Consider the following 25,692-nt stretch of genomic DNA (forward strand, 5'->3'; position numbering starts at 1 on the left):
AGGGAAGAGGCCTGATGGCAAAGAAACGGGGAGAGATCGCACGCATCCAGCGCAATGCCCTGAGCGCTGAGGAGGCCGAGCGTCTCTTTGGCACGGTCGATGAGACGGGCCACACAAACGAAGAGACGGCTCGGAGCCAGCGTCGCCGCCGCGGCCAGCGTGGTCAGGGCGTCGATATCGACCCGCTCTCGGATGCCGACCCCTCGGGCTCCAATGTCGAGAAGGTCATCACGCGTACGGCCATCACCTTCGTCATCGTGCTCTTCGTCGCCGTCGTTGCGCTCCAGGTGGTGACCACGGTGGTGCGTCATGCGAGCACGGCCAACCTTGCCGAGGACGTCAACATCACCAACGTTGCCACTGCACTCCAGAATGGCGTCGAGTGGGGCAACGGCTTCACGCAGTTCCCCACGGACTACTCCGTGCAGGAGGCGGACGAGAACACGCACCGCATCGAGGTCACCGTCACGGACACCTCGTCCAAGAACGCCCTCGAGGCCTTCTCCGGGGCACAGATCCAGGCCGCTGCGTTCTCGGTGAACGCCTTGCTCAACCCCAACATCAATACCGTGGTGTACCACGTGAACGTCTATGAGGACGAGAACGGCAAGATACAGGACGCGCACCTCCTGGGGCTCGTGCGACCCTCCGGCAGCATGAAGACCCTCATGACCTTCGTGTGGACCAAGACGACCACGGTTGGCGGTGGCGTACGCTTCAACTGCATCATCACGGGGCTTGACGATGCCACGGCGGCTCAGCTGCAGAAGGCGATCACCTCGGACAATACGCCCCAAGGCATCCTCAGCTCCATTCTGGGCAATGATGGCAATGACACCACAACCACCAAGGTCGACGAGGACGATGGCGCTGACCCACGCGCGGACGGCTCGTCCGATGGCTCCTCGGGCACGGATGCCTCTGCCAAGACGTCCACCACGAGCCAGAACCAGGACACCTCGCTTGATGCCAGCCAGCCTGGTGGCAGGTAGCGAGGGTGTGCCCGCACGTCGCGTGCCAAGCGGCGGGCCACGACAGCTGGTATGTCGCGTTGGTAGGTAGGTCACGCTGGTCGGTAGGCTACAACGGTCGTGCGAGGTTTCCGGAGAAAAATCGTCCCGCATGCTGACTCTTGTCTGCACGCGGGACGAAATGATGAAAAAACCTCGCACGACCAGAAAAGAACCTCGCACGACCAAAGCGATGGTCAAGGTGACAGCAAAAGAGCTGCCCAAACGTCGATGGCTGGGAGGCGGCCTATCGCAACAGGTCGGTCACCTCGCCCAGCACGCTCTCGAAGCTCACGCCGCGCTGCTGATAGTGAGGCTGCTCACGCGAGACGACCATGGCGTCGTGAACCAGCGCCCCCGCAAACCCCACGGCGTCCCTCAGGCTCCTTCCACACATGATGGCCGCAAGCAGCCCCGAGGCAAAGAGGTCGCCCGTGCCGTGCAGCAGGAAGGGAAGCCGCTCACCCGAGGTCTCGTCCAGGTCGACGTCCTGGCCAGCCACAAAGTTGCGGATGAGCCCATCGTTACGCGCGACGCCCTTTATGACCACGACCTTGGCGCCCCTGTCCAGGAGGGCATCCATCATGCGCGTCACGTAGGCGTCGCTCACGTCCTGCCCCTCGTAGGGGATGCGCGTGAGGATGGACGCCTCCGTGAGGTTGGGCGTGAGGACGTCCGCCCCCTCGACGAGCCTGCCAGTGGCCTCGCACATCTCGTCGCTGTAGGTGGGGTACTTCCTGCCGTTGTCCCCCATCACCGGGTCGACCATGCGCAGTGCCGTGGGGTGCTCGCGGTAGAGCCGCTCGATGACGCCCACCTGCTCGGCCGAACCCAGGAATCCTGAGTAGATGGCATCGAGCTCGACGCCCTCCTGATCCCAGGCATCGAGGTAGTCGTCGAGCATGCTGGTCGTATCGTGCATGTGGAACACGGGGAAGCCGGTATGCGCCGAGAAGAGCGAGGTGGGGATCGGGCAGACGTCGCAGCCCGCCGCGGAGAGCACGGGGATGGCCACCCCCAGCGAGCAATTGCCGTAGCCGCACAGGTCGTGCACGGCGGCGACGCGGGGAATGTAGGCCCCTGAGCGTTGGTAGAGCGTGAGTTCCTTGGCAGTTGTCATGGTGTTTCCTCTCACATGGACTTATGGACCAATGCTGTGGGGAAGCATAGGCGAATGGCCTGCCGCAAGGCTGTGCAGCAGGGAAAAATCATAAGATGAAAGTTGAGTAGTAAATAAATTGTGCATTATATATAGTTAGCCTTATCTCCCCATGATCTATGCTAAATCAACGTTATAGATAGGGAGGTGATTGGTGATGTGCATGACCATGAGGAACTAAAGCAGGCGTGAGGGAGTATGTCGGATCAGATTGTGAGAGACATAACTGGTCGCCATTCCTTTTATGGGAAAGAAGAATAGAATGCTCGTAACGGCAAAGACAGCACGCGTACAGATGGCAGATGATGGACTAATTCTTGGGGTTGGCTCAAGACGGACTGTGGTTCTAGAATCTGATGCGGAATATGCGTATGCACCACACTTTGCTGGGAGGATCCATGGTCGAAGGCGCAGTGGTAGGAATCATCATGGGGTCGAAGTCGGATCTCCCCGCCATGGAGGCCTGCACCAAGCAGCTCGAGGAGTTTGGCGTGCCCTTTGAGCTGGTCATCGCCTCGGCCCATCGTACGCCCGACAAGGTGCGCGAATGGGCGGCGGGTGCGGCGGACCGCGGCCTCAAGGTCATCATCGCCGCCGCCGGCAAGGCGGCCCACCTGGGTGGCGTCGTTGCCGCCTACACGCCCCTACCCATCGTGGGCGTCCCCATGAAGACCTCCGACCTGGGTGGCATGGACTCCCTGCTCTCCATGGTGCAGATGCCCTCGGGCGTGCCCGTTGCCTGCGTGGCCATAGGCGGGGCCAGGAACGCGGCCATCTATGCCACGCAGATCCTGGCGACCTCCGATGCCCGCTGTGCCGAGGTCATCGCCTCCTTCAAGAGGCGGATGGCGGAGGCATAGCATGGCGGGCGGGACCGGCAGGCACCTGAGACGCAGCCCCGCGGGGGGAGCCCCGCACGCCTCCCCGTCTGAATCGGCACGTGCAGCCAGGGGGGCGGCGCCTCGTGCCGTTGGCGTGAGGCCCGTGCGCGTGGGTGGTGGCCGTCATGGTCGTGCGAGGCATCGCGGCGGACGCCGCACCGTCTCCAACGTCCTCATCGTGGTGGGCGTGGTGCTGCTCCTGGTTGCCGGTGGCCTGTGGGGCTTCGCACAGCTGCGCTACCATGAGGCCAACGTGCAGAACGAGAGGCTCGCCGCCTATGCCACCGTCTACGATGATGCGAGCCAGGCCCCGCAGATAGACTGGGAGGGTCTCAAGGCCATCAACCCCGACGTGGTCGGCTGGCTCTACGTGCCGGGCACCACCATCGACTATCCCGTGTACCAGTCCACGGACAACGAGTACTACCTGCGTCACTCTGCCACGGGTGATTGGCTGGTGTCAGGCCAGGTCTTCATGGACTACCAGAACACCGCTCCCGGCATGGTTGACCAGCAGAGCATCATCTACGGGCACCACATGCTCGACGGCACCATGTTCGAGCAGATAGCCGCCATGGACGACCAAGCCACCTTCGATGGCATCAGCACCATCTGGTACGTCACCGAGCAGGGGGCCTGCGAGCTCGAGCCGCTCCTCCTGTACTACACGCGGGCGGACAACCAGGACGTGCGGCGGTTCGGCTTCGACTCCCCGGACGCCTTCCACTCGTATCTGCAGGGGCTCCTGGGCGATGCCGTCACCATGAGCGTGGATGCCAGCCAGGTCATTGCGGGCACCGACCACGTTCTCTCACTGGTAACCTGCAACTACTATCGTGACTACTACCTGCCGGATGGCACCAACGGCCGTACGGTGCTGGTGTGCGTGCCCAAGGCGGAGGCCGCGGCCGCCCGTGCGGCCTCGGGTGGCTAGGTGGACGTCGGACGAACCGGGGCCAAGCCCCAGACGGGAGAGGCGATGAGCGAGCGCGAGCGGCGGCATGTCACGTACGCGGATGCGGGTGTGGACGTCGAGGAGGGTGCGCGTGCCGTCGACGCCATCAGGGACGCCGTGCGCGCCACGAGCCGCCCCGAGGTCATCGGTGGTCTGGGGGGCTTTGGCTCGTGCTTCTCCATGAGGGGATTCAAGGACATGGAGGACCCGATCCTCGTCTCGGGTACCGACGGCGTGGGCACCAAGCTTGCCATTGCCCAGCTGCTCGACCGCCACGAGACGGTGGGCCAGGACCTCGTGGCCATGTGCGTGGACGACGTGGTGCCCGTCGGTGCCGAGCCGCTCTTCTTCCTGGACTACCTTGCCCTCGGCAGGCTCAAGGCCGAGCATGTCGCCACGATCGTCGGTGGCATTGTCGAGGGCTGTCGCCTCGCGGGCTGCGCGCTCGTGGGCGGCGAGATGGCCGAGCATCCTGGCGTGATGGCCACGGACGACTATGACCTCGCCGGCTTCGTGGTGGGCATCGTCGACCGCCCCAGGATGCTTGGTCCCGAGCGGGTCCACGTGGGTGACGTCATCCTGGGCCTGCCCTCGAGCGGCATCCACTCCAACGGCTACTCCCTCGTGCGCAGGGTGGTCATCGAGGGCAGGACCACAGGGCAGCTCGAAGCCTATGACAGCGGGCTGGGGGAGTCCATCGCCGATGCCGTGCTGCGCCCCACCACTATCTATGCCGGTGCGCTCACGCGCACCCTCAAGGCGGATGCGCCCATCCATGCCATGGCCCACATCACGGGCGGCGGCATCACCGAGAACCTCAATCGTGCCCTGCCGACGACGGTGGACGCTGCCGTCGACCGCGGTGGTGCCGCAGGGCCCGCCTGGCAGGTGCCACCCATCATCACGTACTGCGTGCGGGCGGCGGGCCTTACCCTCGACGAGGCCTACAGGACCTTCAACATGGGGGTGGGTATGAGCCTCATCGTCGCCCCCGGTGATGTGGATGCCGTGCACGCGGCGCTTGCCGCCGAAGGGCTGGAACCCTTCGTGATGGGGACGTGCGTGGAGGGCTCCGGAAAGGTGGTCTACCGATGAGCATTTGCTTGGGTGTTCTCATCAGCGGTTCCGGCACCAACCTACAGGCCATCATCGACCGCATGGCGGCCGGTACGCTGGACGCCACCATCGAGCTGGTCGTCTCGTCGCGTCCCAGCGCCTATGGCCTCAAGCGTGCCGAGGCCGCAGGCATCCAGACGCTGACCCTCTCCAAGGAGATCTATGCCGATCCCGAGCGGGCGGACGAGGTCATCGCCAGCTCGCTCAGGCGTGCGGGCGTCGACTACGTCATCATGGCCGGCTACATGCGCATGGTTCACGAACCCATCCTGGCCGCGTTTCCCAACAGGGTCATCAACCTGCACCCGGCGCTCCTTCCTAGCTTCAAGGGGGCGCACGCCATCCAGGACGCCTATGACTATGGGGTCAAGGTGACGGGCGTGACCGTGCACGTGGCCGACGGGCGCTACGACTGTGGCCCCATCATCGCGCAGCGCGCGCTGGCGGTGGAGGAGGGCTGGACCGTTGACGAGCTGGAGGAGCACATCCATGCCATCGAGCATGAGCTCTACCCGGACGTCATCCAACTGCTCGCCGAGGGTCGCGTGCGTGTCGACGGTGGCAGGGTGCACGTTGACCCGCCGCTCGCAGAGGGAGCAGCGGGCGACGGCGCGGCGTCTGTCACGGCGACTCTGTGATAGGCCACCATGCGAAGGTGCGCGGAGACACGGGCGTCGACGTTGGGCAGCGTGTGGGCGCGGCCGTCCTCCATGAGGCACTCCTGACAGGCGACGATGCGGTGCGTTCCCCCCTCACAGAATCCCGAGCGAATCCCTCCCTTGGGTCCTGGCGCATAGGGGATGTGCATCCTCTTGATGGGGTGTGATATATGGACGAGGCTCCAGCGACCTGGGAACCATTCCAACGCGCCCAGACGGCTGCCTGGGGCACCGCCGCAGGGCGTCCGCCGTCGTTTTGTGTGGTGCCGTCCGGCACCGTCGCCTGGGGCGATTGACGGGGACTAGAATGACGCAGATACCAATTTGCGCGAGCCACCGCTCCACGTGTCGCGACGCGAGGGAGATCGAGGCCGCGCCCTGCGCTTTGATGGGAGACATGTATGGGCGACATAACCAAGATAGGCGTCATTGGCATGGGTCACGTGGGGGCGCACGTGGCAAACGCGATTCTCTACCAGGGGCTTGCGGCGGAGCTGTACTGTGTCGACTCCCAAGAGGGTAAGGTGTCCTGCGAGGTCAATGATCTGCAGGATGCCATGCCCTTCTACCCGCGCCAGGCGCGCGTCTACAACTGTCATCAGGACTATGAGGCCCTGCTCGACTGTGACGTGGTGGTCAACGCTGCCGGCCACGTCGCCCAGGCTGCCGGCAACCGCGACGGAGAGCTCGTCTGCACCTCGGGTGAGACCAAGGTGTGGGCGCCACACTTTAGGGGGTACGAGGGCGTCATCGTGACCATTGCGAATCCCTGTGATGTCATTGCGACGCTCGTCTGGAAGCTCTCGGGACTCCAGCCCAACCAGATCGTGGGCTCCGGCACCGCGCTCGACTCCGCGCGCTTCCGCCATGCGCTCTGGGCCGAGACCGGCTATAACCCCACCTCCATCACCAGCTGGATGATTGGCGAGCATGGATCCAGCCAGTTTGCCGCATGGTCGCACGTGTCGTTTGGCGCCATGCCCCTCTTGGAGCTCGAGCGGGTCGACCCCGAGCGCTTCACCCTCGACAAGGATGCCATCGAGGAGGCCGTGCGCCAGGGTGGCTATGTCACGTATGATGGCAAGGGATGCACGGAGTACTCCATCGCCAACGCAGCCGTCGAGCTGGTCAAGGCGGTCGTGCAGGACTCCAGGCTCATTACGCCCTGCGGGACGCTGCTGCCAGACGAGGGCTATTATGGTGAGCGCGGGCACTTCACCTCCATCCCCGCGGTCGTGGGTGCCGATGGCGTCGAACGGACGCTCAAGATGGAGCTCTCCCACGACGAGCAGGAGAAGTTCCACGTCAGCTGCAGACACATCCAGGAGAACGTCGAGAGGGTCAGATGCTGGTAGCATTCGTCTATGGGCTGCGCTTGAGGTTGTCGAGGCTTCGCAGGGCCTGCGCCAGCGGGCCCTGGGGCACCCTCAGGCGACTGCCAGGCATCAGGGGAGGTGCCTCGAACCATCATGGCGGACGGCTGTTCCGAAAAGGCCCGAAGCGTCGGGTTGTCCATGCAGCAAATGGGGTACACTAAAGCGCGTTTTAAACGTGAGTCAAAACTTTGAACGTCGCAGGAAGTCCAGATGTCGCGACACGAGGGGTTGGCTCAAGGCAAGGGAGGCAAAGCTCATGCAATCGAAGATAGCGCATGCAGCGGAGCGAAAGGCATTTGGTTTTGCCATCGATCAGATCATCAAGAGTGCTTCTGGCAAGAGTCGCGAGCAGAACGTCGAGCATCTCATCGATATGGCCGGCAAGCTCCTCAAGGACACCTCGCCCGGTGCCACGCGTGGCATCCGCAAGGGGCTGTATCCTGGGTCAAAGTGGGAGAGGTACCTCTTTGACATCATCGACACGGCAGATCACAACGTCCTCAAGCAGACCGTGCTCAACGGCGGCTATGAGGGCGCCTTCCGTGGTCTGCGTGCCTGTACCGAGAATGCCGAGAAGTACCAGTGCAACGTGCCGTGGATCATCCTGTTCGATCCCACGAGTGCCTGCAACAAGCACTGTGTCGGCTGCTGGGCGGCCGACTACGGCAACCGTCTCAACCTCACGTATGACGAGATGGACAAGCTCGTGAGCGAGGCCAAGGCGCTCGGCACCCACATGTTCATGCTCACCGGCGGCGAGCCGCTCGTCCGCAAGGCCGATATCCTCAAGCTGGCTGAGAGGCACAACGACTGTCTGTTCAACATCTTCACGAACGCCTCCCTCATCGACCAGGCCTTCTGCGACGAGGTCAAGCGGCTGGGCAACATCATCTTCTCCGTCTCGCTGGAGTCATATGAGCCCTCCGTCAACGACGGCCGTCGTGGCGACGGGTCCTTCGGTGAGGTCATGAGGGCCTTTGACCTCATGAGGGAGAACGGCCTGCTCTTTGGCACCTCCACGGCATACACGCGCGACAACACCGAGGCCGTCAGCTCCGACGAGTTCTTCGATCTCATCATCGAGAAGGGTGCCCGCTGGGCCTGGTACTTCCACTACATGCCCGTGGGCGAGGGCGCCAACGCCGACCTCATGCCCACCGTCGAGCAGCGCGAGTACATGCTGCACCGTATCCGCGAGGTCCGCGCCATCGAGGGCGGCAAGCCCATCTTTGCCATGGACTTCCAGAACGACGGCGAGTTCGTCGGAGGCTGCATCGCCGGTGGCCGTGTGTACTGTCATGTGAACGCCCGTGGCGATGTGGAGCCCTGCGTGTTCATCCACTACTCCAGCGCCAACATCAAGACGGAGGACAGCTGGCTCGACTGCCTGCGCCAGCCCATCTTCCAGGCATACCGCGAGAACTACCCCTGGAACGACAACATGCTGCAGCCCTGCCCCATGCTGGAGAACCCTGCCATCCTGCCGCGCATCGTCAAGGAGTCAGGCGCCAAGACCAGCGAGTACGTTGCGCCCGAGGCTGCCGAGGACCTCTGCAGGCGCACCCTTCCCTATGCCAGGGAGTGGGCTCCCAGGGCCAAGGAGCTATGGCTTGACGAGCACCCCACGGGCAAGAAGGTCTACGAGGACGAGATGTCCATGATGGGTACCGATCGCAAGGCAAAGATCATCGCCCAGGACGACGCCGAGGAAGAGGCGGTGCTCGACTAGCCTGTCACCCATGTCCACGCGCACGCAGAGGGGCCTTGGCCACAGGGGCAAGGCCCCTCTCGTGACCGCGCCGCATGCCACGCCCACGGTTCGTGTGTCGGCGCTCCCCGATGCCCCCGCGCCAACGGCCACCACCACGGCTACGCTTAGTCTTGGCGTGCGCAGCCGCGTCGCCCGCAAGCGTTACAGGTGCACGGTGACGCCCCATCGCTTCTTTTGGCGCCGTCACCCTGCAGTGCGATCCGAGGAGGGATCATGGCTACAGGCACTGGAAAGGTAAAGAACCTCGCACTCGTGGGCCAAGGTGGCGTGGGCAAGACCATGCTGGCCGAGGCCATGCTGCACCTCACGGGCAAGACGTCCCGTCTGGGCGGTCACGCCGGCACCAAGCCCACGCTTGACTACGATGCCGAGGAGGGCGCTCGCGGCTTCTCCATCTCCACCACCATCGCGCCCGTCGAATACGGGGGCTGCCGCATCAACGTGCTGGATGCCCCGTGCTATCCCGACTTCGTGGGCGATGCCTACGGTGCCCTCGCCGCAGCCGAGACCGCCCTGTTCGTCATCGATGCCGCCGCTGGTCCCGGTGCCATCACCACGCGCCTGTGGTATGCGGCCGAGGATTTCTCGCTGGCGCGTGCCCTCTTCATCAACCGCCTCGACCGACCCGACGCGGATTGGGACACCGCCCTGCTTGCGGCTCAGGAGCGCTATGGCAATCGCCTTGCCGCCGTCACCATCCCCATGGGGTCGGGCGAGGCGTTCTCCGGCATCGTCGACGTGGTGCACCAGAAGGCCCGCACGCTCAGGGACGGGAAGGTGGAGACGACGGACGTGCCCGCCGAGTATGCGGATGCCGCACGTCAGGCCCATGACCAGCTCGTCGAGCTTGTTGTGGAGGCCGATGACGACCTCATGATGAAGTACCTGGATGGCCAGCCCATCACGCCTGAGGAACTCGAGGGCCTGCTTGCCCAGGCCCTCATGCAGCGCGTGTTCGTGCCCGTGTTCGCCGGTTCCTGCGTGCGTGAGGAGGGCGTCATCTCGCTGCTCGAGGATGTGGCGGAGTGGTTCCCCACGATGGCCGACTATGGCCGCGTGCCGCTCGTGAACGGCGAGGAGCTGGAGATCTCCCCGGATGACGATCGTCCCGTGGCCTTCGTGTTCAAGAGCCTGCAGGATCAGCAGAACGGCAAGCTCTCCTTCATCAAGGTGCTGGCAGGTACCATCACCCCTGGAACGGAGCTCACCTGCGCCCGCACGCGCAAGACGGAGCGTCTCGGCCACCTCTATCGGATGACGGGACGCGAGACCGTCGACCTCAAGCAGGTGGCCGCGGGCGACGTCTGCGTGGTGCCCAAGCTCGAGGCGCTCACGGGTGATACGCTCTCGGTGACGGGAAAGGTGGAGGCAGCGGCCTTCCGCTTCCCCAACTCGCTCTACCGCGTGGCCATCGAGCCGGACGAACGCGGCAGCGAGGGCAAGGTCTATGCCTTCCTGGAGAGGAGCGCCGAGGCCGATCCCACGCTCTCCGTGGCCCGTGACGAGGACACCGGTCAGACGGTTGTCTCCGCCATCGGCGAGGCGCAGGTGAGCGTCCTGCTCGATCGCCTGGAGGAGCGGACGGGGACCTCCGCGCACACCGTCAGGCTGCGGATTCCCTATCGTGAGACCATCCGTCGCGTGGCCAGCGCGCAGGGCCGCCACAAGAAGCAGACCGGTGGTGCCGGCCAGTATGGCGACTGCTGGCTGCGTGTGGAGCCCAACCCCGGGGCCGGCTATGAGTTCGTGGACGAGGTCGTGGGCGGCCATGTCCCGCGCAACTTCATCCCGGCCATCGACAAGGGCGTGCAGGAGACCATGGCCGACGGCGTGCTTGCGGGCTATCCCATGATCGATGTCAAGGTCGCCGTGTATGACGGCTCGTACCACCCGGTGGACTCCAACGAGATGGCCTTCAAGACGGCGGCGCGCATCGGCTTCCAGAAGGCCGTGGCACAGGCGGAGCCCGTGCTGCTGGAGCCCATGGCACACCTCTCCATCACCGTGCCCGACAGCTATGCCGGCTCCGTGATGGGCGACGTCTCCGCATCGCGCGGCCGCATCGAGGGCATGAACGCCGCGTCCGACAAGGGTGCCCTGGCGGGATCGACCACCATAGAGGCGACGATCCCCTACGCCGAGGTCACGGACTACGCCACGCGCCTTCGATCGCTCTCGCGCGGTACCGGTGAGTTCACGCTCGAGCTCTCCGGCTACGAGCAGGTGCCGCACGATGTGCAGGAGAGGCTGGCGGCCGAGTACGAGCAAAAGCGGGCAGGGGGCAGGTAGACCGACCGGACTGCCTGTTGCGCCTCGAGTGCTCCTGCCCTCACGGCAAGAGACCCCTGTTGTGAGGGCACTATCTCTGGCCGGCTGGAGGCGCCGCGCCGCCGTACAGGCGAAACCCTCCCCAGCGGCATCCGTCTTTCCACGCACGCCTGTTAGGGTATGTTCAGCTGTGAGGGAGACGGCACGGGGTGGGCGCAGGTGCGTCCAAAGGGGATGCGTCCGGTGCCCCACGGTACGGGGTCGTGGGGGGTTGCCCTGCGTGCCAGGAGCGCACGGGAGGGGAAGCGCATGGAAGAAGTCAGGGTAATCGAGCTCAAGGAGAGCGTCTTCGCCGACAATGACGCCGAGGCGGACCGCGTGCGTGAGGACCTCAGGTCTCGCGGGCAGTTCCTCCTCAACGTGATGAGCTCGCCCGGATCCGGCAAGACCGCCACGCTTGCGCGCCTCATCAACCTTCTCAAGGACGACTATCGTATAGGTGTCATGGAGGCCGACATCGACGGTGCCGTGGACACCGACCGCATCATCTCGCAGACGGGCGCCCGCGCCATCCAGCTTCACACGGGCGGCATGTGCCACCTCGACGCCGGCATGACGCGCACGGGCATCGATTCACTTGACGCTACAGGCCTTGACCTTGTCTTTCTTGAAAACGTCGGCAACCTTGTATGCCCCGCCGAGTTCGACACCGGGGCCTCCAAGAACGCCGTGATCCTCTCCGTTCCCGAGGGAGACGACAAGCCGCTCAAGTACCCCCTCATGTTCGAGAGGGCCGACATCGTCCTCCTCAACAAGATCGACGTGCTGCCCTACTTCGACTTCGGCCTCGATGCGTTCGAGGCCTATCTCCGCCAGCGCAACCCCAACTGCCAGCTCATCAGGATTTCAGCCAAGACGGGTGAGGGCATGGACCAGCTCGCCGATTGGGTTCGTCACGAAGTCGACCTCTGGAGGGCGTAGAGGATGCCGGAACAGTTTGAGCAGCCCCGCTCCACCTACCAGAGCGAGGCAGGGCGCAATGCAGCCGTGGCCAAGCTCGGCCGCAAGATCACTGACGTCGTCAAGCACAAGATCGGTGGCGTGAAGACCGATGACCCAGAGTACTGGGGCCTCAAGGAGGTCCTCACGGATGAGATGGTCGACCTCGCCAACCGCATGAAGCTCCGCCAGTTCTACGACTTTGACGGCATGATGGCCCTCGCTCCCCAGATCGAGCCCGCGCACCTGCAGGAGCTTCTCGACCAGATGAGCGTCGTTGGCATCATCGAGTACGACTACGGTGACCATTACAACGATGACGGCCCCGTCGCAGACGCACCGCGCACCAAGCGCTGGCGCCTGCCGTTCTTCGTGCCGGGCTCGGCCGAGCTCTTCAACTCGAGCAAGGACCGCGTCGACAAGAATCCCGCAGTGGCAAGCTTCTTCGAGCGCATGACCTTCATTCCGCTTGCGGGCGTCACCCAGATGGTCCCGCCCGGCGGCGACGGCATCGGCATGCACGTCATCCCCGTCGAGGAGGCCGTCAACTTCCAGAACGAGGCCATCAAGGTTGAGCGCATCTCCCATTGGCTCAAGAAGTACGAGGGGCACATCGCGGCTGGCATTTGCTCCTGCCGCTACTCGCGCACCAAGCTGGGCGAGGGCTGCGCCGATGACCCTGACGACTGGTGCATTCAGGTGGGCGACATGGCCGACTACACCGTCGAGACGGGCCGCGCCCACTACATCACGACCGATGAGGCGCTCGAGATCCTCAAGCGCGCCGAGGACAACGGCTTTGTCCACCAGATCACCAACATCGACGGGGAGAACAAGATCTTCGACATCTGCAACTGCGACGTGAAGATCTGCAACGCCTTGCGCACGAGCATGCTCTTCAACACGCCCAACCTCTCGCGCAGCTCCTACACCGCCAGGGTGACACCTGAGAACTGCGTTGCCTGTGGCCTGTGCGTGGAGTCCTGCCCCGCAGGCGCCGTGAAGCTTGGCCAGAGGCTCTGCCGTGCCAACGGCGAGCAGCCCAAGTATCCGCGCGCCATCCTTCCCGACGCCATCCGCTGGGGCAAGTACGCCTGGGACGAGAACTACCGCGACACCGCCCGCATGCACAACACCTGGCCCACAGGCTCCGCTCCCTGCAAGGCAGCCTGCCCGGCGCACGTTCCCGTGCAGGCCTATCTCCAGAAGGCCAAGGAGGGCAAGTACCAGGAGGCCGTCGAGCTTATCCGCACGATGAACCCATTCCCCGCCGTGTGCGGCCGCATCTGCAACAAGCGCTGCGAGGACGCCTGCACGCGCGGCACCATCGACGAGCCCGTCTCCATCGATGCGGTCAAGAAGTTCGTGGCCGACTACGACCTCGCGCAGGCGGGGCACGCCGTTCCGGGCCGCGCGGTGCCTTCCCTCCACGGCCGCTTCGACCAGAGGATCGCCATCATCGGTGCCGGTCCCGCAGGCCTCTCCTGCGCTTACTACCTTGCACTTCTCGGCTACTCTCCCGTCGTGTTCGAGAAACGCGAGCAGCCCGGCGGCATGATGATGTACGGGATTCCCTCCTATAAGCTCGAGAAGGACGTGCTTCTCGCCGAGGTCGAGATCATCAAGAGCCTGGGCGTCGAGATCCGCTGCGGTGTCGAGGTGGGCCGCGACATTACGCTCGGCCAGCTGCGCGAGCAGGGCTTCGAGGCCTTCTTCGTGGCCGTTGGCTGCCAGGGCGGCAGGCGTCCCGGCGTCCCCGGTGACACCGCAGAGGGCACCGACGTGGCCGTGCACTACCTTGAGGACTCCATGTCCAAGGGCAACCCTGCGCTGGCAGGCGACGTCGTGGTCGTCGGTGGCGGTAACGTGGCCGTGGACTGTGCCATGAACGCCAAGCGCCGCGGCGCCGGCATCGTCACGATGGTCTCGCTCGAGCAGCGAGACGAGATGCCCGCAACCAACGCCGAGATCGTCGAGACCCTCGAGGACGGCGTCTGCGTCCAGAACGGCTGGGGGCCCAAGGAGGTCCTGACCGATGAGGACGGACGCGTCACGGGCGTCATCTTCAAGCGCTGCACGCAGGTCATCGACCCCAAGACTAAGCGCTTTTCGCCGCTCTATGACGAGGACGAGACCATGGCCGTGGCCTGCGACCAGGTGGTCTTCGCCATCGGCCAGGCCATCGAGTGGGGCGGTCTTCTCGACGGGCGCTCCGTCACCTTCCACCACGGCAACTATCCGCAGGCAGACGCCCTCACCTTCCAGACGGCCGACCCCGACATCCTTGTGGGTGGCGACGTCCTCACGGGCCCCAAGTTTGTGATTGACGCCATTGCCGCCGGTCACTATGCGGCCGAGTCGCTTCACCGTCGCGTACAGGCCGGCGCGAGCATGACCATCGGTCGTGACCGTCACGACTACCTTGAGTTTGACAAGGATGACCTTCTCATCGACTCCTACGACAACGCCGGGCGCCAGGAGGAGGGCATGGACCTCGAGGGTGCCGATCGCTTCCGCGACACGCACCGCACGCTCACGGCCGAGCAGGTGGCTACAGAGACCAGGCGTTGCCTGAGCTGCGGCCTCTCGGTTGTCGACCCCAACAAGTGCATCGGCTGCGGCATCTGTACGACACGCTGCAAGTTTGACGCCATCCACATCTACCGTGACCATCCCGAGATGTCCGACATGCGTGCGGCAGAGGACAAGGTGGCTGGGCTTGCTTCCTATGCAATCAAGCGTGCCATAAGGATCGTTGCCAACTCTGGCTCCGAGGAGGCCAAGATCATGCGCGAGAAGCGCCGCGAGTACGATCGCACCCACAGGGAGCTCGAGCGCACGCACCCCTACACAGGCAACGCAAGCGACGAGACGCGCAGGGAGAACGCGTAGATGCACGAGCTAGGCATTGTCGTGCACGTGATCGATATGGTCGAAGAGGCCGCCCGCAAGAACGGCGTGAGCAAGGTGGTGCGCGTTGACCTCGAGGTGGGCGAGGTCAGCACCATCGTACCCAGCTACTTTCGCGACTGCTTCGAGTGGGCGAAGCTCCGCACGGAGCACATGCGCGAGTGCGAGCTCAACATGATCATCGTGGCAGGCATTTCGTACTGCCGAGACTGCAAGAAGACCTACCGAACGACGGAGTACGGGAAGGCCTGTCCTGTCTGCGGAGGCCACAACACCTACCTCGTGACCGGCCGCGACGTGATGGTGAAGGACATCCAGGCAGTGTAGCGACTGCTCCGCGTGCATGTGCGATGCAATCGCCAACAGGCATGGGCGAGCCTCGCTGCCCGCGTCCCCGAAAGACGTCCGTGGGCATACTTTGCTAAAATCGAAAGCCAAGACTTCTGTCTGCCAGTTCAGGAGGTTGCGCACACGCGCATGGACATAGCCCTCTCCATTACGGTCACCGTACTGCTCACCATCGCAAACGGCTACTTCTCGATGTCCGAGATGGCCCTCTCCACGGCACGCAAGGTGCTGCTCGATCACGACGCCGAGGAGGGTGACCGTCGTGCCGCAGCTGCCTCAGCCGTCGTCGAGAATCCCGACCGCTTCCTCGCCGCCATTCAGGTGGGCATCACGCTTTTGGGCTTCTTTAGCTCCGCCTTTGCGGCGACCAGCCTCTCTGCGCCGTTCGGGGCTTGGTTTGCGTCGTTGGGTGTCGACGAGAGCATCGCCACGGGTCTGGCCACGGTCATCATCACGCTCGTCGTCTCGTACTTCTCCATCGTGGTGGGAGAGCTCGTGCCCAAGCGCATGGCCATGGCCGATGCCGAGGGCATGGCCAAGCGTGTGGTGGAGGCCATCAGTGGCTTTTCGCATCTGGTTCGCCCGCTGGTGGCGCTTACGGCCGCCAGCGCAGACGGTCTTGCCTGCCTGCTGCACGTGAAGAGCACGGACGATCGCCAGGACGTCTCCGAGGACGAGATCCGCTACATGGTGACGGACTCCGACGAACTCTCCGACGAGGAGAAGTCCATGATTCACGAGGTCATCGACCTCGGTGACACCAACGCTCGCGAGGTCATGGTGCCGCGCGTGGACGTGACCTTCATGGAGGACGACTCCACGCTGGGCGACGTGCTCGACGTCATGCGTCGCACGGGCTACTCGCGCATCCCCATCTACCATGAGGATCTCGACCGCATCGTGGGCATCGCCCACATCAAGGACCTCATTGGCCCCGTCCTTGACGATCATGCGGCAGGCGAGGACATCCGCACGTACGTGCGCAAACCCGACTTCGTGCCCGACACCAAGGACATCATCCCTCTGCTCTCCGAGATGCGTGGCGCGCACGACCAGATGGTCATCGTGGTGGACGAATACGGTGGTACGGCCGGTGTCATCACGATTGAGGACATCGTTGAGGAGGTCGTGGGTGAGATCGAGGATGAGTTCGATCCCGACAACAAGTACCTGACACGCCTCTCGGATCGCGAGTGGCTCGTGGACGGACGCTTCTCCATAGACGATGCCATCGAGTTGGGGTGGCCCATCCAGGACTCCGAGGAGTACGAGACCATTGCGGGCTTCGTGTTGGACGTCGCCGACGGCCTGCCCAGGCCCGGCGAGGAGTTCAATGTGGACGGCTATGTATTCCACGTGCAGTCCATGCGCGGCAGACGCGTGTCGCTGCTGCGCGTGACGGCTCCCGAGCAGTCCCTCGAGGCGGGGGACGCCGAGCGGGATGACGGCGCCTCCCCCGAGGAGCAGGGCGACGGTTAGCGCACCAGGCTACGCCTGCGGCGTGGCACTGGTACAATGCAGGGCATGTATACGTTGCAAGGGAAGGTTTGCCCCATGGCGCAGCTCATCGAAATCAAGAGGGTCGAGGTTGGGCTCACCAACCTCAGGGCGCGCGTTCGCCTGAGTGACGACGCACCCCTCATGACCAGCGAGGACCTTGTTGCCACCACGCGCATCTACTATCTCATGCCGCACATCGTCGAGCATGTGTGCCTGGGGGACGCGAACGATACCTTCAAGGACGTGATGGGTGACACCGAGATACCCCACCTGCTCGAGCATATGGTGGTCGAGCTGCTCTCGCAGTCAAGCGAGTCCGGCGAGGTCACCTCGGGCCGCACCTTCCCCGTGGAGGACGACGGGCGCAGCTACGACATCGAGGTCTCCTGCCCCGACGACGTGCTGGTGATGGGCGCGCTGTCCAGTGTCGTGTGGATTGCCAACTGGGCCTATGGTGGCGGTGGCGAGCCCGAGCCCGACGTCGAGGCCATCGTGGCGGGACTCACCAACATGGTGCAGCACATCGGCGAGGTTCATGCCATGACGTACCAGCAGCAGGTCGAGGAGCAGCTGCAGGCCGAGCTCAATGCTGCGTACGAGGAGAGGTACCGCGAGCGCCAGGCGCAGATCGAGGCGCGCGAGGCGGAGATAGCCGCCCGGCGTGCGGAGGTGCGGGCCGAGGCGGAGAGGCTCGCCGAAGAGGAGCGCCAGCGCCGCGAAGAGGAGGAGCGCGCCCGCAAGGAGGCCGAGGAGGCCGCCCGCCGGGCACAGCGGCCCTCATGGGCGGTTGACCTCGAGGCGTACGACCGAGCCCAGAAGGCTCGGCGTCAGGCGGCCGCCGAGGATGGCGCCCCCACCGCCGCCACCCCTGTCCCAGAGGCGGAGGACTCGATGGAGTCCGTGCCTGGGCCCGAGCCCACCGAGGCGCCGGAACCCGCCCGCATCGAGCAGGAGCCAGAGCCTGAGAGGGAGCCCGAACCCGCACCGTCTGCCGGAGAGGAGCCGGAGTCGCAGTCGCCTGCGGCCAGCGACGCCTCCTCCCAGGATGAGAGCGAAAACTTTGCCGCTCAGCTGAGCAGCCTCTTTCGCTCCCAGCCCAAGGTCGAGTCCGTCGTCCCCGACGAGACCGTCGCGTACGCCTGCCCCCACGACGCGGATGTGCCCGAGGAGGAGGCTCCCCCGCAACCTGTCGAGCCGGCGCCTGTGGCGGACATCCCGGGACCCCTCGCGGATGACGACTATGAGTTCCCCGAGCCGGAAGAGGAGCCTGGGGAAGAGGACTACGATGACGAGTACGACTACCCCGAGCCGGATGAGGAACCCATCCAGGACCCCCGCCCGGGGCCGGTGCGTCCGGAGCCCTCCCATTCCTGGGAGGATGACGAGCACATCCCAGGTCCACATAGAGTACGCTAGGCATGGCACGCCGCATGGCGCGGGTTCGTCAGCCGTCCTGGTTGGTTGCCAGGAGCGATAGGAGGATGTCATGAGCACTAAGGGAGCACTTGGTTTTGTGTTGGGTAGCATCTTTGGAGCCGCGGCCGGCGTTGCCGTCGGCCTTCTCGTTGCCCCTCGTACGGGTGCGGAGAGCCGTGCCATGGCAGCGGATGCCGTCAACGATGCCTGGGACAGTGCCGTTGACTCCTATGAGCGCGGCACGCGCATCGTAAGCGAGAAGATCAACAGCGTCCGCCCCGTGGCTGATGCGACCACCGATGAGCTGCGCGCGAAGGTCGACCTGGCACGAGAGCGCATGGATCAGCTGCGCAGCTCGCTCTCTGACGCCGTCAACACCACCACGGAGCAGGTACAGGATGCCGTTAACACCGTGGCGGACAAGGTGAGCGCCGTGGCGGACGAGGCTGGGACCCAGAAGGCCGAGTCGGTCCATGTCGAGATCGTGGATTCGGACCCTGCCGAGGAGGGACAGGAGTAGCCGAGGGTACGGCAACGCACATGGCGCATCTGAGCGACTACATCCGACAGAAGGCCTTTGTCCCCAAGGGCAAGGGTGGCAAGGCCAAGCTCAAGAGGCTTGGCCGCTTGCATATGACGGTGTTCTCACCGAAGGGTGACACGGTGGTGGGATTCCTGATACGGCGTCCCGATGTCATGGGCATGGTCAGGCGACCCGACGTGTTCGTGGCGCTTGACAGCCTTTCCAAGGCGGAGGATGGCTTTCAGGTCTCCGACGAGAGGGGGGCCATTGATGACACCGCCCGCAGGCGCCTGGGCATCGACTGGGATCGCTGCCTCATGTGGGAGGGCATGGATGCCGTCACCGTGGATGGGGGCACGCTTGGCCATGTGAGCGACGCCGAGTTTGACCCTGCCACGGGCAAGGTCTCCCTGTTCTGCGTGGGTGACGGAGGCGTTGCCGAGTCGCTCGTGGGCACCGTGCGCATCCCCGCGGCACAGGTCAGGGGCTATGGCGACGGCATGATGGTGGTCGCCAACAAGGCTCGGGACCACAGGCCGTCGGGAGGGGTCGCCGGCAAGGCGGGCACCGCCTACGCCAAGGCCAAGGCTCAGGGGGCACAGACCGCCAAGAGGGCCGATGATGTGGCCTCACGGGCCGTGGACAAGGGGTCAAAGGCGCTGGGCAGGCAGCTGGGGAAGACGAAGGGCATGTTTGGGTCGTTCATGGACGAGTACAGGAGGGCAAGTCGCTAGGGCCGCACACCTGAAGCCTTCCGCTCTGGAGGGACAGTACGGCGTCGTAGCGTCGTGCGTGTGAGCCGTCCAGATGATGCGTGACCGCGATGACGGTCACCCCCTTGAGCGAGAGCAGCACATCCTCTATCTGAGCGGCGGTCGCCCGATCGAGTGCGGACGTCGCTTCGTCCACGAGGAGCAGTCGCTTGCCATGCAACAAGGCCCGAGCGATGGCCACACGCTGGCGCTCTCCTCCCGAGAGCCTGGAGCCATTCTCCTGTACGGGGGTGTCGAGTCCCTCTGGGAGTGCGGACACCACACCCTCGAGACCCGCGAGTCGCACGGCCTTGTCCACCCGCTCATCGGGAAGGCTCGCCCCCAGACAGATGTTCTCGCGCAGTGAGTCGTCAAAGAGAAACACGTTCTGATGGATGAAGGCGGCATCCGGTGCCGTGCCACCCTTGCCGTCAACCAGCACCGTTCCCGAGGATGGGGTGAGCCTGCCCGACAGCAGCCCAAGCATCGTGCTTTTGCCGCAGCCACTCTGACCGATGATGACATACTTCCTTCCTGCCTCAAAGCGCATGGAGCAACCGCTGATGACGGTCCGTTCCCCACTCCCATACGAGAAGCTCACGTTGTCCAGCGCGAGCGACTGCGTGATGCTGCAGCGTACCGCTTGCGGATGTTCACGTGCCACCTGTTCGAGCTCCCCCATGTCCTCGAGGAGGGGGGAGCAGGCCCTGATCTTTCCCAGTTTGCCCGACAGCTCGGATGCGGGGGCGATGACGCTTCCGGAGAGCTGCGTCACGGCAATGACGCTACCTATGCTTACCAGACCCCATACGGCGAAGACGCCCGTGAGGCCCATGATGGCAAACTGCATGATCGTGCCGGTGGCGCTGGCCATGCCGCTGACGCACGCCATGGTCCTCGCCAACCTCGCCTTGTGCCCCTGCAGCAATCTCGCCTGTCGGTCAATCTTGTCGGTCATGGGGCGCTCCGCGCGAAACGACCACAGCACCTCCCTGCCCTGTGCCGCATCGCGAACGCAACCGTTGTAGGATTTCGTGCCCCTGATGACCAGGTCCTGGGCATGTGATAGGCGCCCGGCGAAGAGCCGGGGAAGCACGGTTGGCAGGGCCATGCCCACCAGGGAGACGCACGCGATGAGAGGGTTGAGCCATACGAGGAGGGCGACGCCTATGGCGATCTGGAACAGGGAGTCCACTACGTCAAGCGTGCCCATGAGCCAGTCATGCTCGAGCGTCTCCATGTTCTGCCCGAGTACTGTGAGCTGCTCCGCACTGTCACGGGCACCTGCGCCGGTTCGTGCCATCATGCCCCGCGCACCCGCGCCACGCAGCCCGACCATGACGTCCCTGACGATCGATGCCCTGATCATGCCCGCCGCAAGGCTCATGATGCCCAAACCCAGAGAATAGGCGATGGAGAAGAGGGTGAGGCTCACAACGGGCGAGAGGTCCCCGCTCGCGAGGGAGGCGGAGACCGTATCGATAAGGGCGCTCAACAGCAGCGCCACGCCCATGAACAGGATGGAGAGGATGAGGTCGGCAAGCAGGTAGGCGACGAGCTGTGCGGTACGTGCGTAGCTCTTGATCCATGAGATGCCCAGCATGATAGGTCTCTTTCCTCCAAGGTGATGCTCCATGTCGAGGGTGGGCCGATGATTGGCAGCATAAGGTTGCTGCCAATCATCGGTGCCTGTGGCATCAGTTCCCGACGATGATGACGACCAAACCCGCGTGCACGCGCTGCCTCACGTGTCCCTTCATCTGACTGCTCATGTGCCCACCTCCTTCTTGTGTCGGTGAGCACATCATGGCAGGCGGGCTGACGACACTCCATAACGAAGCGTGTACGTTTCAGCCTACGCAAGATGTTATGTGGTGGTGGGGTCTGGCACCCTGGTCTCAGCTCCCCTGGTGTCGCATCCACGCGCGTATGGCATGCGCGTAGTCATGCATCTCGCAGAGGTCGAGGTACGCGGCGACCGTCCTCAGCGTCGATGCCGCCTCTGTCGTGTCGCCGGCACGAAACTCCAGCCGGGCAATCCCGGCAAGGATGAACGGCATGAGGCCCAGCTCATCCTCCTTGATGCTTGTGTCCCTTGCCAGATCAAGATAGGTGCGCGCCTCCTTCGCCTGTCCGAGCTCCTCAAGGATGTTCGCCAGGTTGACCATGAGGGAGAGGCACAGGACGAGCTGCCTGCCCTCAAGACCTCCCTGGCGCCTGAGGGCGGCGAGCGTCCTCTCCCCAAGGCGGATGGCGTCCATGGGGCGCCCCGCACCGTGCAGGGCCACGACCATGAGCGACAGCAGCTCTGCCTCTCTCGACGAGAGCAACCTGACTTCCAGGTCATGCACGTCTATGTCTGGCTGGGAGAGCCTGAGCCCCTGCTCCAGCAGTTCAAGTGCCCTCATGCAGTCCTCTGGGGAGTCCTGCGACCTGATGAGTGCCGCGGCCTCGAGCTCGAGCACCCTTTGTCGCTCCCCAGGCGACCCCGTCTCCCGTGCCGACGAGCGCAGGTCGCTCAGCAGGACCCTTCCCCTGTCCGCATCAAGGTGATTGATGGCGTTCCATGTCGCCTGGCTGAGCCGATCGAAGGCCTGCCGTTTCGCGCTTCCCGCGCTGCTCTCGAAGAGCTGGTAGCCATCCAGCCCCAAACGGTCCATGAGCGCATCAAGCAGTGCCTTGGAGGGCCGCTGCCTGCCACTCTCTATGCGCGAAATGGAGACGGGGGAGCAGATCCCCTCCGCAAGCTGTTCCTGCGTGAGACCATGCTCCTTGCGGAGTCTCCGGACCAGGCTGCCAAGCTCATGTTGGCTCATGGTGCAAGCCTCCCGTCATGCCTCAGGTGCAAGGTTAGAATCCCATCGCCTGGAAGGCGAACATCAGCACCGTGAGGATGACGACCGCCACGATGGTAAACCAGGTGAGTGCGTTCCATATGCGCCCGTTGGCGTGACGCCCCATGATGTGGTGGTCGCTGGCGATGAACACCATGCAGAGCAGCAGAACGGGGAGCAACACGCCATTGATGACCTGCGAGACCATCATGATGCCAAAGAGGCTGGCACCAGGGATCAGCACGACAGCCGCGCTGGCGACGGTGATGGCCGCAATGGTGCCGTGGTAGACGGGCGCGTCCCTCCATCCGCTGCTCGCACCGCGCTCCCAGCCAAAGGCCTCGCAGACGGCGCCGGCGGTGATGCCGGGCATGACGCAGGCCGCCAGGAACGATGCCCCAACGAGCCCTGCGGCGAAGAGGGCGGAGCTGTACTCACCAGCCAAGGGCACGAGCGCCTGGGCGGCATCGGCCGCATCGTTCACCTGCACGCCCGCGGGGTAGAGCACCGCACCCGTGGTGAGGATGATGAACCAGGTGATGAGCTCGGCAGCGATCACGCCGGTGACGTTGTCGGCGCGCTGGCCGGGGATGTCGGTCTCGTCCAGGTTCTTCTCCACCACGTTGCTCGCGACCATGAAGATCATGTAGGGCGAGATGGTGGTGCCGGCATTTGCCACGAGCAGGGAGATGTAACTGGGGTTCGTGGATATCTGTGGCACGAGGGTGTCATGCAGTGCGTCACCCCAATCGGGACCACATATGACGCCGGCGATGACATACGTCACGAACACGCAGCTGATGGTCAACAGGATCCGCTCTATGCGGTGGTACGAGCCACTCATGGAGAGCAGCCAGGTGGCAATGGCCGCCACGGGAACCGACACCACCACGGGCACGCCGAAAAGCGCCATGCCGCTGGCGATGCCGGCAAACTCCGAGAGCGTGACGGCGAAGTTGGACACGATGAGCGCAAGCATGGCCACGGCCGAGATGCGGACGCCAAAGCGCTCCCGGATGAGCGAGGCGAAGCCCTTGCCCGTGGCGCACCCCATGCGGGCGGCCGTCTCCTGTACCACCACGAGCAGCACGCCCATCACGGGAACGGTCCAGAGCATACCAAAGCCAAACTGCGCTCCGGCCGTCGAGTAGGTTGCGACGCCACCCGCGTCATTGCCCGCGAGTGCGGTGAGCAGGCCGGGTCCCATGGCGGCCAGGATGGCGAGCGCGCCGGTCCTCCTCTTCGTGGCCATGCTATGTGCCCATGCCGTTCATGAGGGCGGACACGATGCCAACGAACGCCAGCACGGCTATCGCCATGGCGATAGCCTGTAGCGCGAGACCGGAGGTCTCGCGGCCACGACTCTCCCTGCGTCGCAGCACGATGAGGTAGAGGGGGCAAAGCACAAACGAGAGCAGGACGCTCGCGGCCGCCGCCGTGAAGCCGTAGGCTCCCACGCGTGCCACCCGACTGAATGGGCCTGCAAAGAACGTGCCGAAGATGCCCGTGGAGACGAGGGCGATGAAGGCCGCAAAGAGCAGCCCCAACCCGATGCCCTTGACCGTAAAGCCTGCGACGGAGGGCGAGTCCTCGTCATCGGGGTCATTCTCGATGAAGAAGTTGGTGACGAAGGTGGCGGAGTCGAGGGCCGCCACGATGGCAGCGGGCATGGCAAAGCCCAGCGCCATGACCTCGCCGCGCATGCCCGTCCCCAGGAGTGCGGCAAGCAGGGAGAAGCCGATCATCCAGAACAGGAACCACAGTTCGTTGCGGCAGAGCCAGAGGATGTCATGGGATCCCTTGCTTCCGTCACTGTCGCCATGTCCCGCGCCGGCGATCTGCAGGTCCTCCTCATGTTCCTCCTCCAGGACGTCGAGCGCGTCGTCCACGGTGACGATGCCCAGCAGACGATGGGCATCGTCCACAACGGGCATGGCCAGCAGGTTGTACTTGGCGATGTCCTTGGCCACGTCCTCCTGGTCGTCGTCGGGCCCGGCGGTCACCAGCTCATCGTGGGCGATGGACGAGAGTTGCAGGTCCCCGTCATGCGAGATGAGGTTCCTCAGGCTCACCACGCCGGAGAGGTGGTCCTCGTCGTCCTTGAGGTAGATGTAGTTGACGGCCTCGAAGTCCTCGTCAAGGCTGCGTATGGCGGCAACGGCATCCGCCACCGTTGCCTGCTCGGGGAGCGAGACGGCCTCGGAGGTCATGATGCGGCCCGCCGTGTTCTCCCGATAGCCCAGCAGCTGGTTGATGGCCTTGCGCTCCTTGACACCCATCAGGCGCAGGAGCTTCTCGGCCTTGTCGTAGTCAAGCTCGCTCACGAGCTCCGCGGCGTCATCGGGATCCATCTCGGAGAGCAGGCGCGAGGCGGCGTCCTCGTTCATGTCGTCCATGAGCTCCGCCGCCATGGAGTCATCGGCGAGCTCGGCGATGGCGTCGGCCGCCTGCTCCTCATCGAGCTGGGCAAACACCTGGCCACGCAGGCGCGGGTCAAGCTTCTCGATGATGTCGGCGATGTCAGCGGGATGCAGCTCGTCGAGTGTCTTGTGCGACACGGAGAGCTTCACGTTGGAGAGGTCACGGTCGATGAGGTCCATGTAGTTCCATGCGATGATGCGTTCGGGAATGGCCCTGCCGAGGGACCTGGCGAGGCGAAGCACGAGACGCTCCAGTGCGGGTGAGAGGGAGCGCAGCAGGCCGCGGATGCCCACCTCGGCACCAAGGAGACGCAGCTGGTTGGCGTTGGTGTCCGAGAGCTTGAGGTCGTTCACGCGCACCACGCGCGCGCCGCGCGTGTCCACGATCTGCTTGTTGAGCAGGTCGCGGGCCACAAGCACCTCGTCGGGTTGCAGATAGCTGAAGCGAATGTCCGTGGAGACCACCTTGAGGTGAATCTCGCTCTCGTCAAAGGAGTCGACGTACTTGCGCCAGCTGATCATGAACGGCGTGCGACCCGGACCCTCGACGGCAAGGGAGGTGATGCGGGGGAAGACCTCGCCCGTGGCGATGCCCAGGTCATTGACTCTGCCGATGCGCTCGCCCTTGGCGTCGAGCACCGGGTTTCCTACGAGCTGTGAAAGGTAGATCATGCAGGCTCCTTTGTGGGCCGGGCGCGTGTCATGGGCATGGCGCGCCGCATTCACCGGGCGTACCCCGCGGTGAGGCCGACAAAGGAAGGCGCGTCACCGCGGGGTCATCGACTGTGAGGTCGG

The 25,692-nt window shown here is 64.4% G+C and carries 20 protein-coding genes; 15 read left to right on the forward strand and 5 right to left on the reverse strand.

The genetic code is table 11. The features are described from left to right. Window positions 1–14 precede the first annotated feature (14 nt). Complete coding sequence (locus J2S71_RS03480; protein WP_021727450.1) at window positions 15–992, forward strand: hypothetical protein; 978 nt, start codon at window positions 15–17, stop codon at window positions 990–992. Between the two features lie 265 nt (window positions 993–1,257). Here J2S71_RS03480 and J2S71_RS03485 read toward each other — a convergent pair whose 3' ends face one another. After that, a complete protein-coding gene (locus J2S71_RS03485; protein WP_307388778.1) occupies window positions 1,258–2,130 on the reverse strand; it encodes a bifunctional hydroxymethylpyrimidine kinase/phosphomethylpyrimidine kinase in 873 nt (290 codons plus the stop codon). Window positions 2,131–2,567: 437 nt separating this feature from the next. On the opposite strand from J2S71_RS03485, the gene purE reads away from it, so the two are divergent. The 14 genes from purE to J2S71_RS03555 all read left to right on the forward strand — a co-directional run bounded on the left by purE (window position 2,568) and on the right by J2S71_RS03555 (window position 19,625). Beyond that, a complete protein-coding gene (gene purE / locus J2S71_RS03490) occupies window positions 2,568–3,029 on the forward strand; it encodes a 5-(carboxyamino)imidazole ribonucleotide mutase (protein ID WP_307388780.1) in 462 nt (153 codons plus the stop codon). A 1-nt stretch (window position 3,030) separates the two neighbouring features. After that, a complete protein-coding gene (locus J2S71_RS03495; protein ID WP_307388782.1) occupies window positions 3,031–3,984 on the forward strand; it encodes a class B sortase in 954 nt (317 codons plus the stop codon). A gap of 45 nt (window positions 3,985–4,029) precedes the next feature. Beyond that, on the forward strand, window positions 4,030–5,100 hold the full coding sequence (gene purM, locus J2S71_RS03500; RefSeq protein WP_307392414.1) for a phosphoribosylformylglycinamidine cyclo-ligase: 1,071 nt from the start codon (window positions 4,030–4,032) through the stop codon (window positions 5,098–5,100). Further along, a complete protein-coding gene (purN, locus tag J2S71_RS03505) occupies window positions 5,097–5,759 on the forward strand; it encodes a phosphoribosylglycinamide formyltransferase (RefSeq protein ID WP_021727388.1) in 663 nt (220 codons plus the stop codon). The genes purM and purN overlap by 4 nt, the downstream gene beginning before the upstream one ends. Window positions 5,760–6,181: 422 nt before the next feature. After that, complete coding sequence (locus J2S71_RS03510; RefSeq protein WP_307388784.1) at window positions 6,182–7,135, forward strand: lactate/malate family dehydrogenase; 954 nt, start codon at window positions 6,182–6,184, stop codon at window positions 7,133–7,135. Window positions 7,136–7,412: 277 nt separating this feature from the next. Further along, on the forward strand, window positions 7,413–8,885 hold the full coding sequence (locus tag J2S71_RS03515) for a radical SAM/SPASM domain-containing protein (RefSeq protein WP_307388786.1): 1,473 nt from the start codon (window positions 7,413–7,415) through the stop codon (window positions 8,883–8,885). A gap of 255 nt (window positions 8,886–9,140) precedes the next feature. Next, window positions 9,141–11,216, forward strand: a complete 2,076-nt coding sequence (locus tag J2S71_RS03520) for an elongation factor G (RefSeq protein WP_307388788.1) — start codon at window positions 9,141–9,143, stop codon at window positions 11,214–11,216. 288 nt (window positions 11,217–11,504) lie between these two features. Continuing rightward, window positions 11,505–12,176: a hydrogenase nickel incorporation protein HypB gene (gene hypB, locus J2S71_RS03525; protein WP_307388790.1), complete on the forward strand. Its 672-nt coding sequence runs from the start codon at window positions 11,505–11,507 to the stop codon at window positions 12,174–12,176. 3 nt (window positions 12,177–12,179) lie between these two features. Then, complete coding sequence (locus tag J2S71_RS03530) at window positions 12,180–15,086, forward strand: FAD-dependent oxidoreductase (RefSeq protein WP_307388792.1); 2,907 nt, start codon at window positions 12,180–12,182, stop codon at window positions 15,084–15,086. Beyond that, window positions 15,087–15,431, forward strand: coding sequence for a hydrogenase maturation nickel metallochaperone HypA (locus J2S71_RS03535; RefSeq protein WP_021727446.1), 345 nt, complete (start codon window positions 15,087–15,089; stop codon window positions 15,429–15,431). It abuts the gene before it with no gap. A gap of 150 nt (window positions 15,432–15,581) precedes the next feature. Continuing rightward, complete coding sequence (locus J2S71_RS03540) at window positions 15,582–16,931, forward strand: hemolysin family protein (RefSeq protein WP_021727409.1); 1,350 nt, start codon at window positions 15,582–15,584, stop codon at window positions 16,929–16,931. A gap of 75 nt (window positions 16,932–17,006) precedes the next feature. Next, on the forward strand, window positions 17,007–18,368 hold the full coding sequence (locus J2S71_RS03545; protein WP_307388795.1) for a hypothetical protein: 1,362 nt from the start codon (window positions 17,007–17,009) through the stop codon (window positions 18,366–18,368). A 70-nt stretch (window positions 18,369–18,438) separates the two neighbouring features. Beyond that, window positions 18,439–18,888 carry a YtxH domain-containing protein gene (locus tag J2S71_RS03550; RefSeq protein ID WP_307388797.1) on the forward strand — a complete coding sequence of 150 codons (450 nt, stop codon included), beginning with the start codon at window positions 18,439–18,441 and terminating at the stop codon, window positions 18,886–18,888. Between the two features lie 20 nt (window positions 18,889–18,908). Then, on the forward strand, window positions 18,909–19,625 hold the full coding sequence (locus tag J2S71_RS03555; RefSeq protein WP_021727350.1) for a PRC-barrel domain-containing protein: 717 nt from the start codon (window positions 18,909–18,911) through the stop codon (window positions 19,623–19,625). Here J2S71_RS03555 and J2S71_RS03560 read toward each other — a convergent pair. The 4 genes from J2S71_RS03560 to J2S71_RS03575 all read right to left on the reverse strand — a co-directional run bounded on the left by J2S71_RS03560 (window position 19,594) and on the right by J2S71_RS03575 (window position 25,569). Continuing rightward, entirely contained in the window at window positions 19,594–21,246 is a 1,653-nt protein-coding gene (locus tag J2S71_RS03560; RefSeq protein WP_307388799.1) for an ABC transporter ATP-binding protein, read from the reverse strand. The genes J2S71_RS03555 and J2S71_RS03560 overlap by 32 nt on opposite strands. Before the next feature lie 295 nt (window positions 21,247–21,541). Next, the gene (locus J2S71_RS03565; RefSeq protein WP_307388801.1) at window positions 21,542–22,459 is read right to left on the reverse strand and encodes a helix-turn-helix domain-containing protein; all 918 of its coding nucleotides are present in this window, start codon (window positions 22,457–22,459) and stop codon (window positions 21,542–21,544) included. Window positions 22,460–22,493: 34 nt separating this feature from the next. Then, complete coding sequence (locus J2S71_RS03570; RefSeq protein ID WP_307388803.1) at window positions 22,494–23,729, reverse strand: Nramp family divalent metal transporter; 1,236 nt, start codon at window positions 23,727–23,729, stop codon at window positions 22,494–22,496. 1 nt (window position 23,730) lies between these two features. Beyond that, window positions 23,731–25,569: a magnesium transporter MgtE N-terminal domain-containing protein gene (locus J2S71_RS03575; protein ID WP_307388805.1), complete on the reverse strand. Its 1,839-nt coding sequence runs from the start codon at window positions 25,567–25,569 to the stop codon at window positions 23,731–23,733. Between the last annotated feature and the right edge of the window lie 123 nt (window positions 25,570–25,692).

Origin of the sequence: Olsenella profusa DSM 13989 (genome assembly GCF_030811115.1) — a bacterium.
Taxonomy (GTDB): Bacteria; Actinomycetota; Coriobacteriia; order Coriobacteriales; family Atopobiaceae; genus Olsenella_F; species Olsenella_F profusa.

What these genes read in the sequence shown, in the direction of transcription:
- J2S71_RS03480 (WP_021727450.1), top strand. Translation starts at nt 15, where the DNA reads ATGGCAAAGAAACGGGGAGAGATCGCACGCATCCAGCGCAATGCCCTG.
- J2S71_RS03485 (WP_307388778.1), bottom strand. Translation starts at nt 2,130, where the DNA reads ATGACAACTGCCAAGGAACTCACGCTCTACCAACGCTCAGGGGCCTAC.
- purE (WP_307388780.1), top strand. Translation starts at nt 2,568, where the DNA reads ATGGTCGAAGGCGCAGTGGTAGGAATCATCATGGGGTCGAAGTCGGAT.
- J2S71_RS03495 (WP_307388782.1), top strand. Translation starts at nt 3,031, where the DNA reads ATGGCGGGCGGGACCGGCAGGCACCTGAGACGCAGCCCCGCGGGGGGA.
- purM (WP_307392414.1), top strand. Translation starts at nt 4,030, where the DNA reads ATGAGCGAGCGCGAGCGGCGGCATGTCACGTACGCGGATGCGGGTGTG.
- purN (WP_021727388.1), top strand. Translation starts at nt 5,097, where the DNA reads ATGAGCATTTGCTTGGGTGTTCTCATCAGCGGTTCCGGCACCAACCTA.
- J2S71_RS03510 (WP_307388784.1), top strand. Translation starts at nt 6,182, where the DNA reads ATGGGCGACATAACCAAGATAGGCGTCATTGGCATGGGTCACGTGGGG.
- J2S71_RS03515 (WP_307388786.1), top strand. Translation starts at nt 7,413, where the DNA reads ATGCAATCGAAGATAGCGCATGCAGCGGAGCGAAAGGCATTTGGTTTT.
- J2S71_RS03520 (WP_307388788.1), top strand. Translation starts at nt 9,141, where the DNA reads ATGGCTACAGGCACTGGAAAGGTAAAGAACCTCGCACTCGTGGGCCAA.
- hypB (WP_307388790.1), top strand. Translation starts at nt 11,505, where the DNA reads ATGGAAGAAGTCAGGGTAATCGAGCTCAAGGAGAGCGTCTTCGCCGAC.
- J2S71_RS03530 (WP_307388792.1), top strand. Translation starts at nt 12,180, where the DNA reads ATGCCGGAACAGTTTGAGCAGCCCCGCTCCACCTACCAGAGCGAGGCA.
- J2S71_RS03535 (WP_021727446.1), top strand. Translation starts at nt 15,087, where the DNA reads ATGCACGAGCTAGGCATTGTCGTGCACGTGATCGATATGGTCGAAGAG.
- J2S71_RS03540 (WP_021727409.1), top strand. Translation starts at nt 15,582, where the DNA reads ATGGACATAGCCCTCTCCATTACGGTCACCGTACTGCTCACCATCGCA.
- J2S71_RS03545 (WP_307388795.1), top strand. Translation starts at nt 17,007, where the DNA reads ATGGCGCAGCTCATCGAAATCAAGAGGGTCGAGGTTGGGCTCACCAAC.
- J2S71_RS03550 (WP_307388797.1), top strand. Translation starts at nt 18,439, where the DNA reads ATGAGCACTAAGGGAGCACTTGGTTTTGTGTTGGGTAGCATCTTTGGA.
- J2S71_RS03555 (WP_021727350.1), top strand. Translation starts at nt 18,909, where the DNA reads ATGGCGCATCTGAGCGACTACATCCGACAGAAGGCCTTTGTCCCCAAG.
- J2S71_RS03560 (WP_307388799.1), bottom strand. Translation starts at nt 21,246, where the DNA reads ATGCTGGGCATCTCATGGATCAAGAGCTACGCACGTACCGCACAGCTC.
- J2S71_RS03565 (WP_307388801.1), bottom strand. Translation starts at nt 22,459, where the DNA reads ATGAGCCAACATGAGCTTGGCAGCCTGGTCCGGAGACTCCGCAAGGAG.
- J2S71_RS03570 (WP_307388803.1), bottom strand. Translation starts at nt 23,729, where the DNA reads ATGGCCACGAAGAGGAGGACCGGCGCGCTCGCCATCCTGGCCGCCATG.
- J2S71_RS03575 (WP_307388805.1), bottom strand. Translation starts at nt 25,569, where the DNA reads ATGATCTACCTTTCACAGCTCGTAGGAAACCCGGTGCTCGACGCCAAG.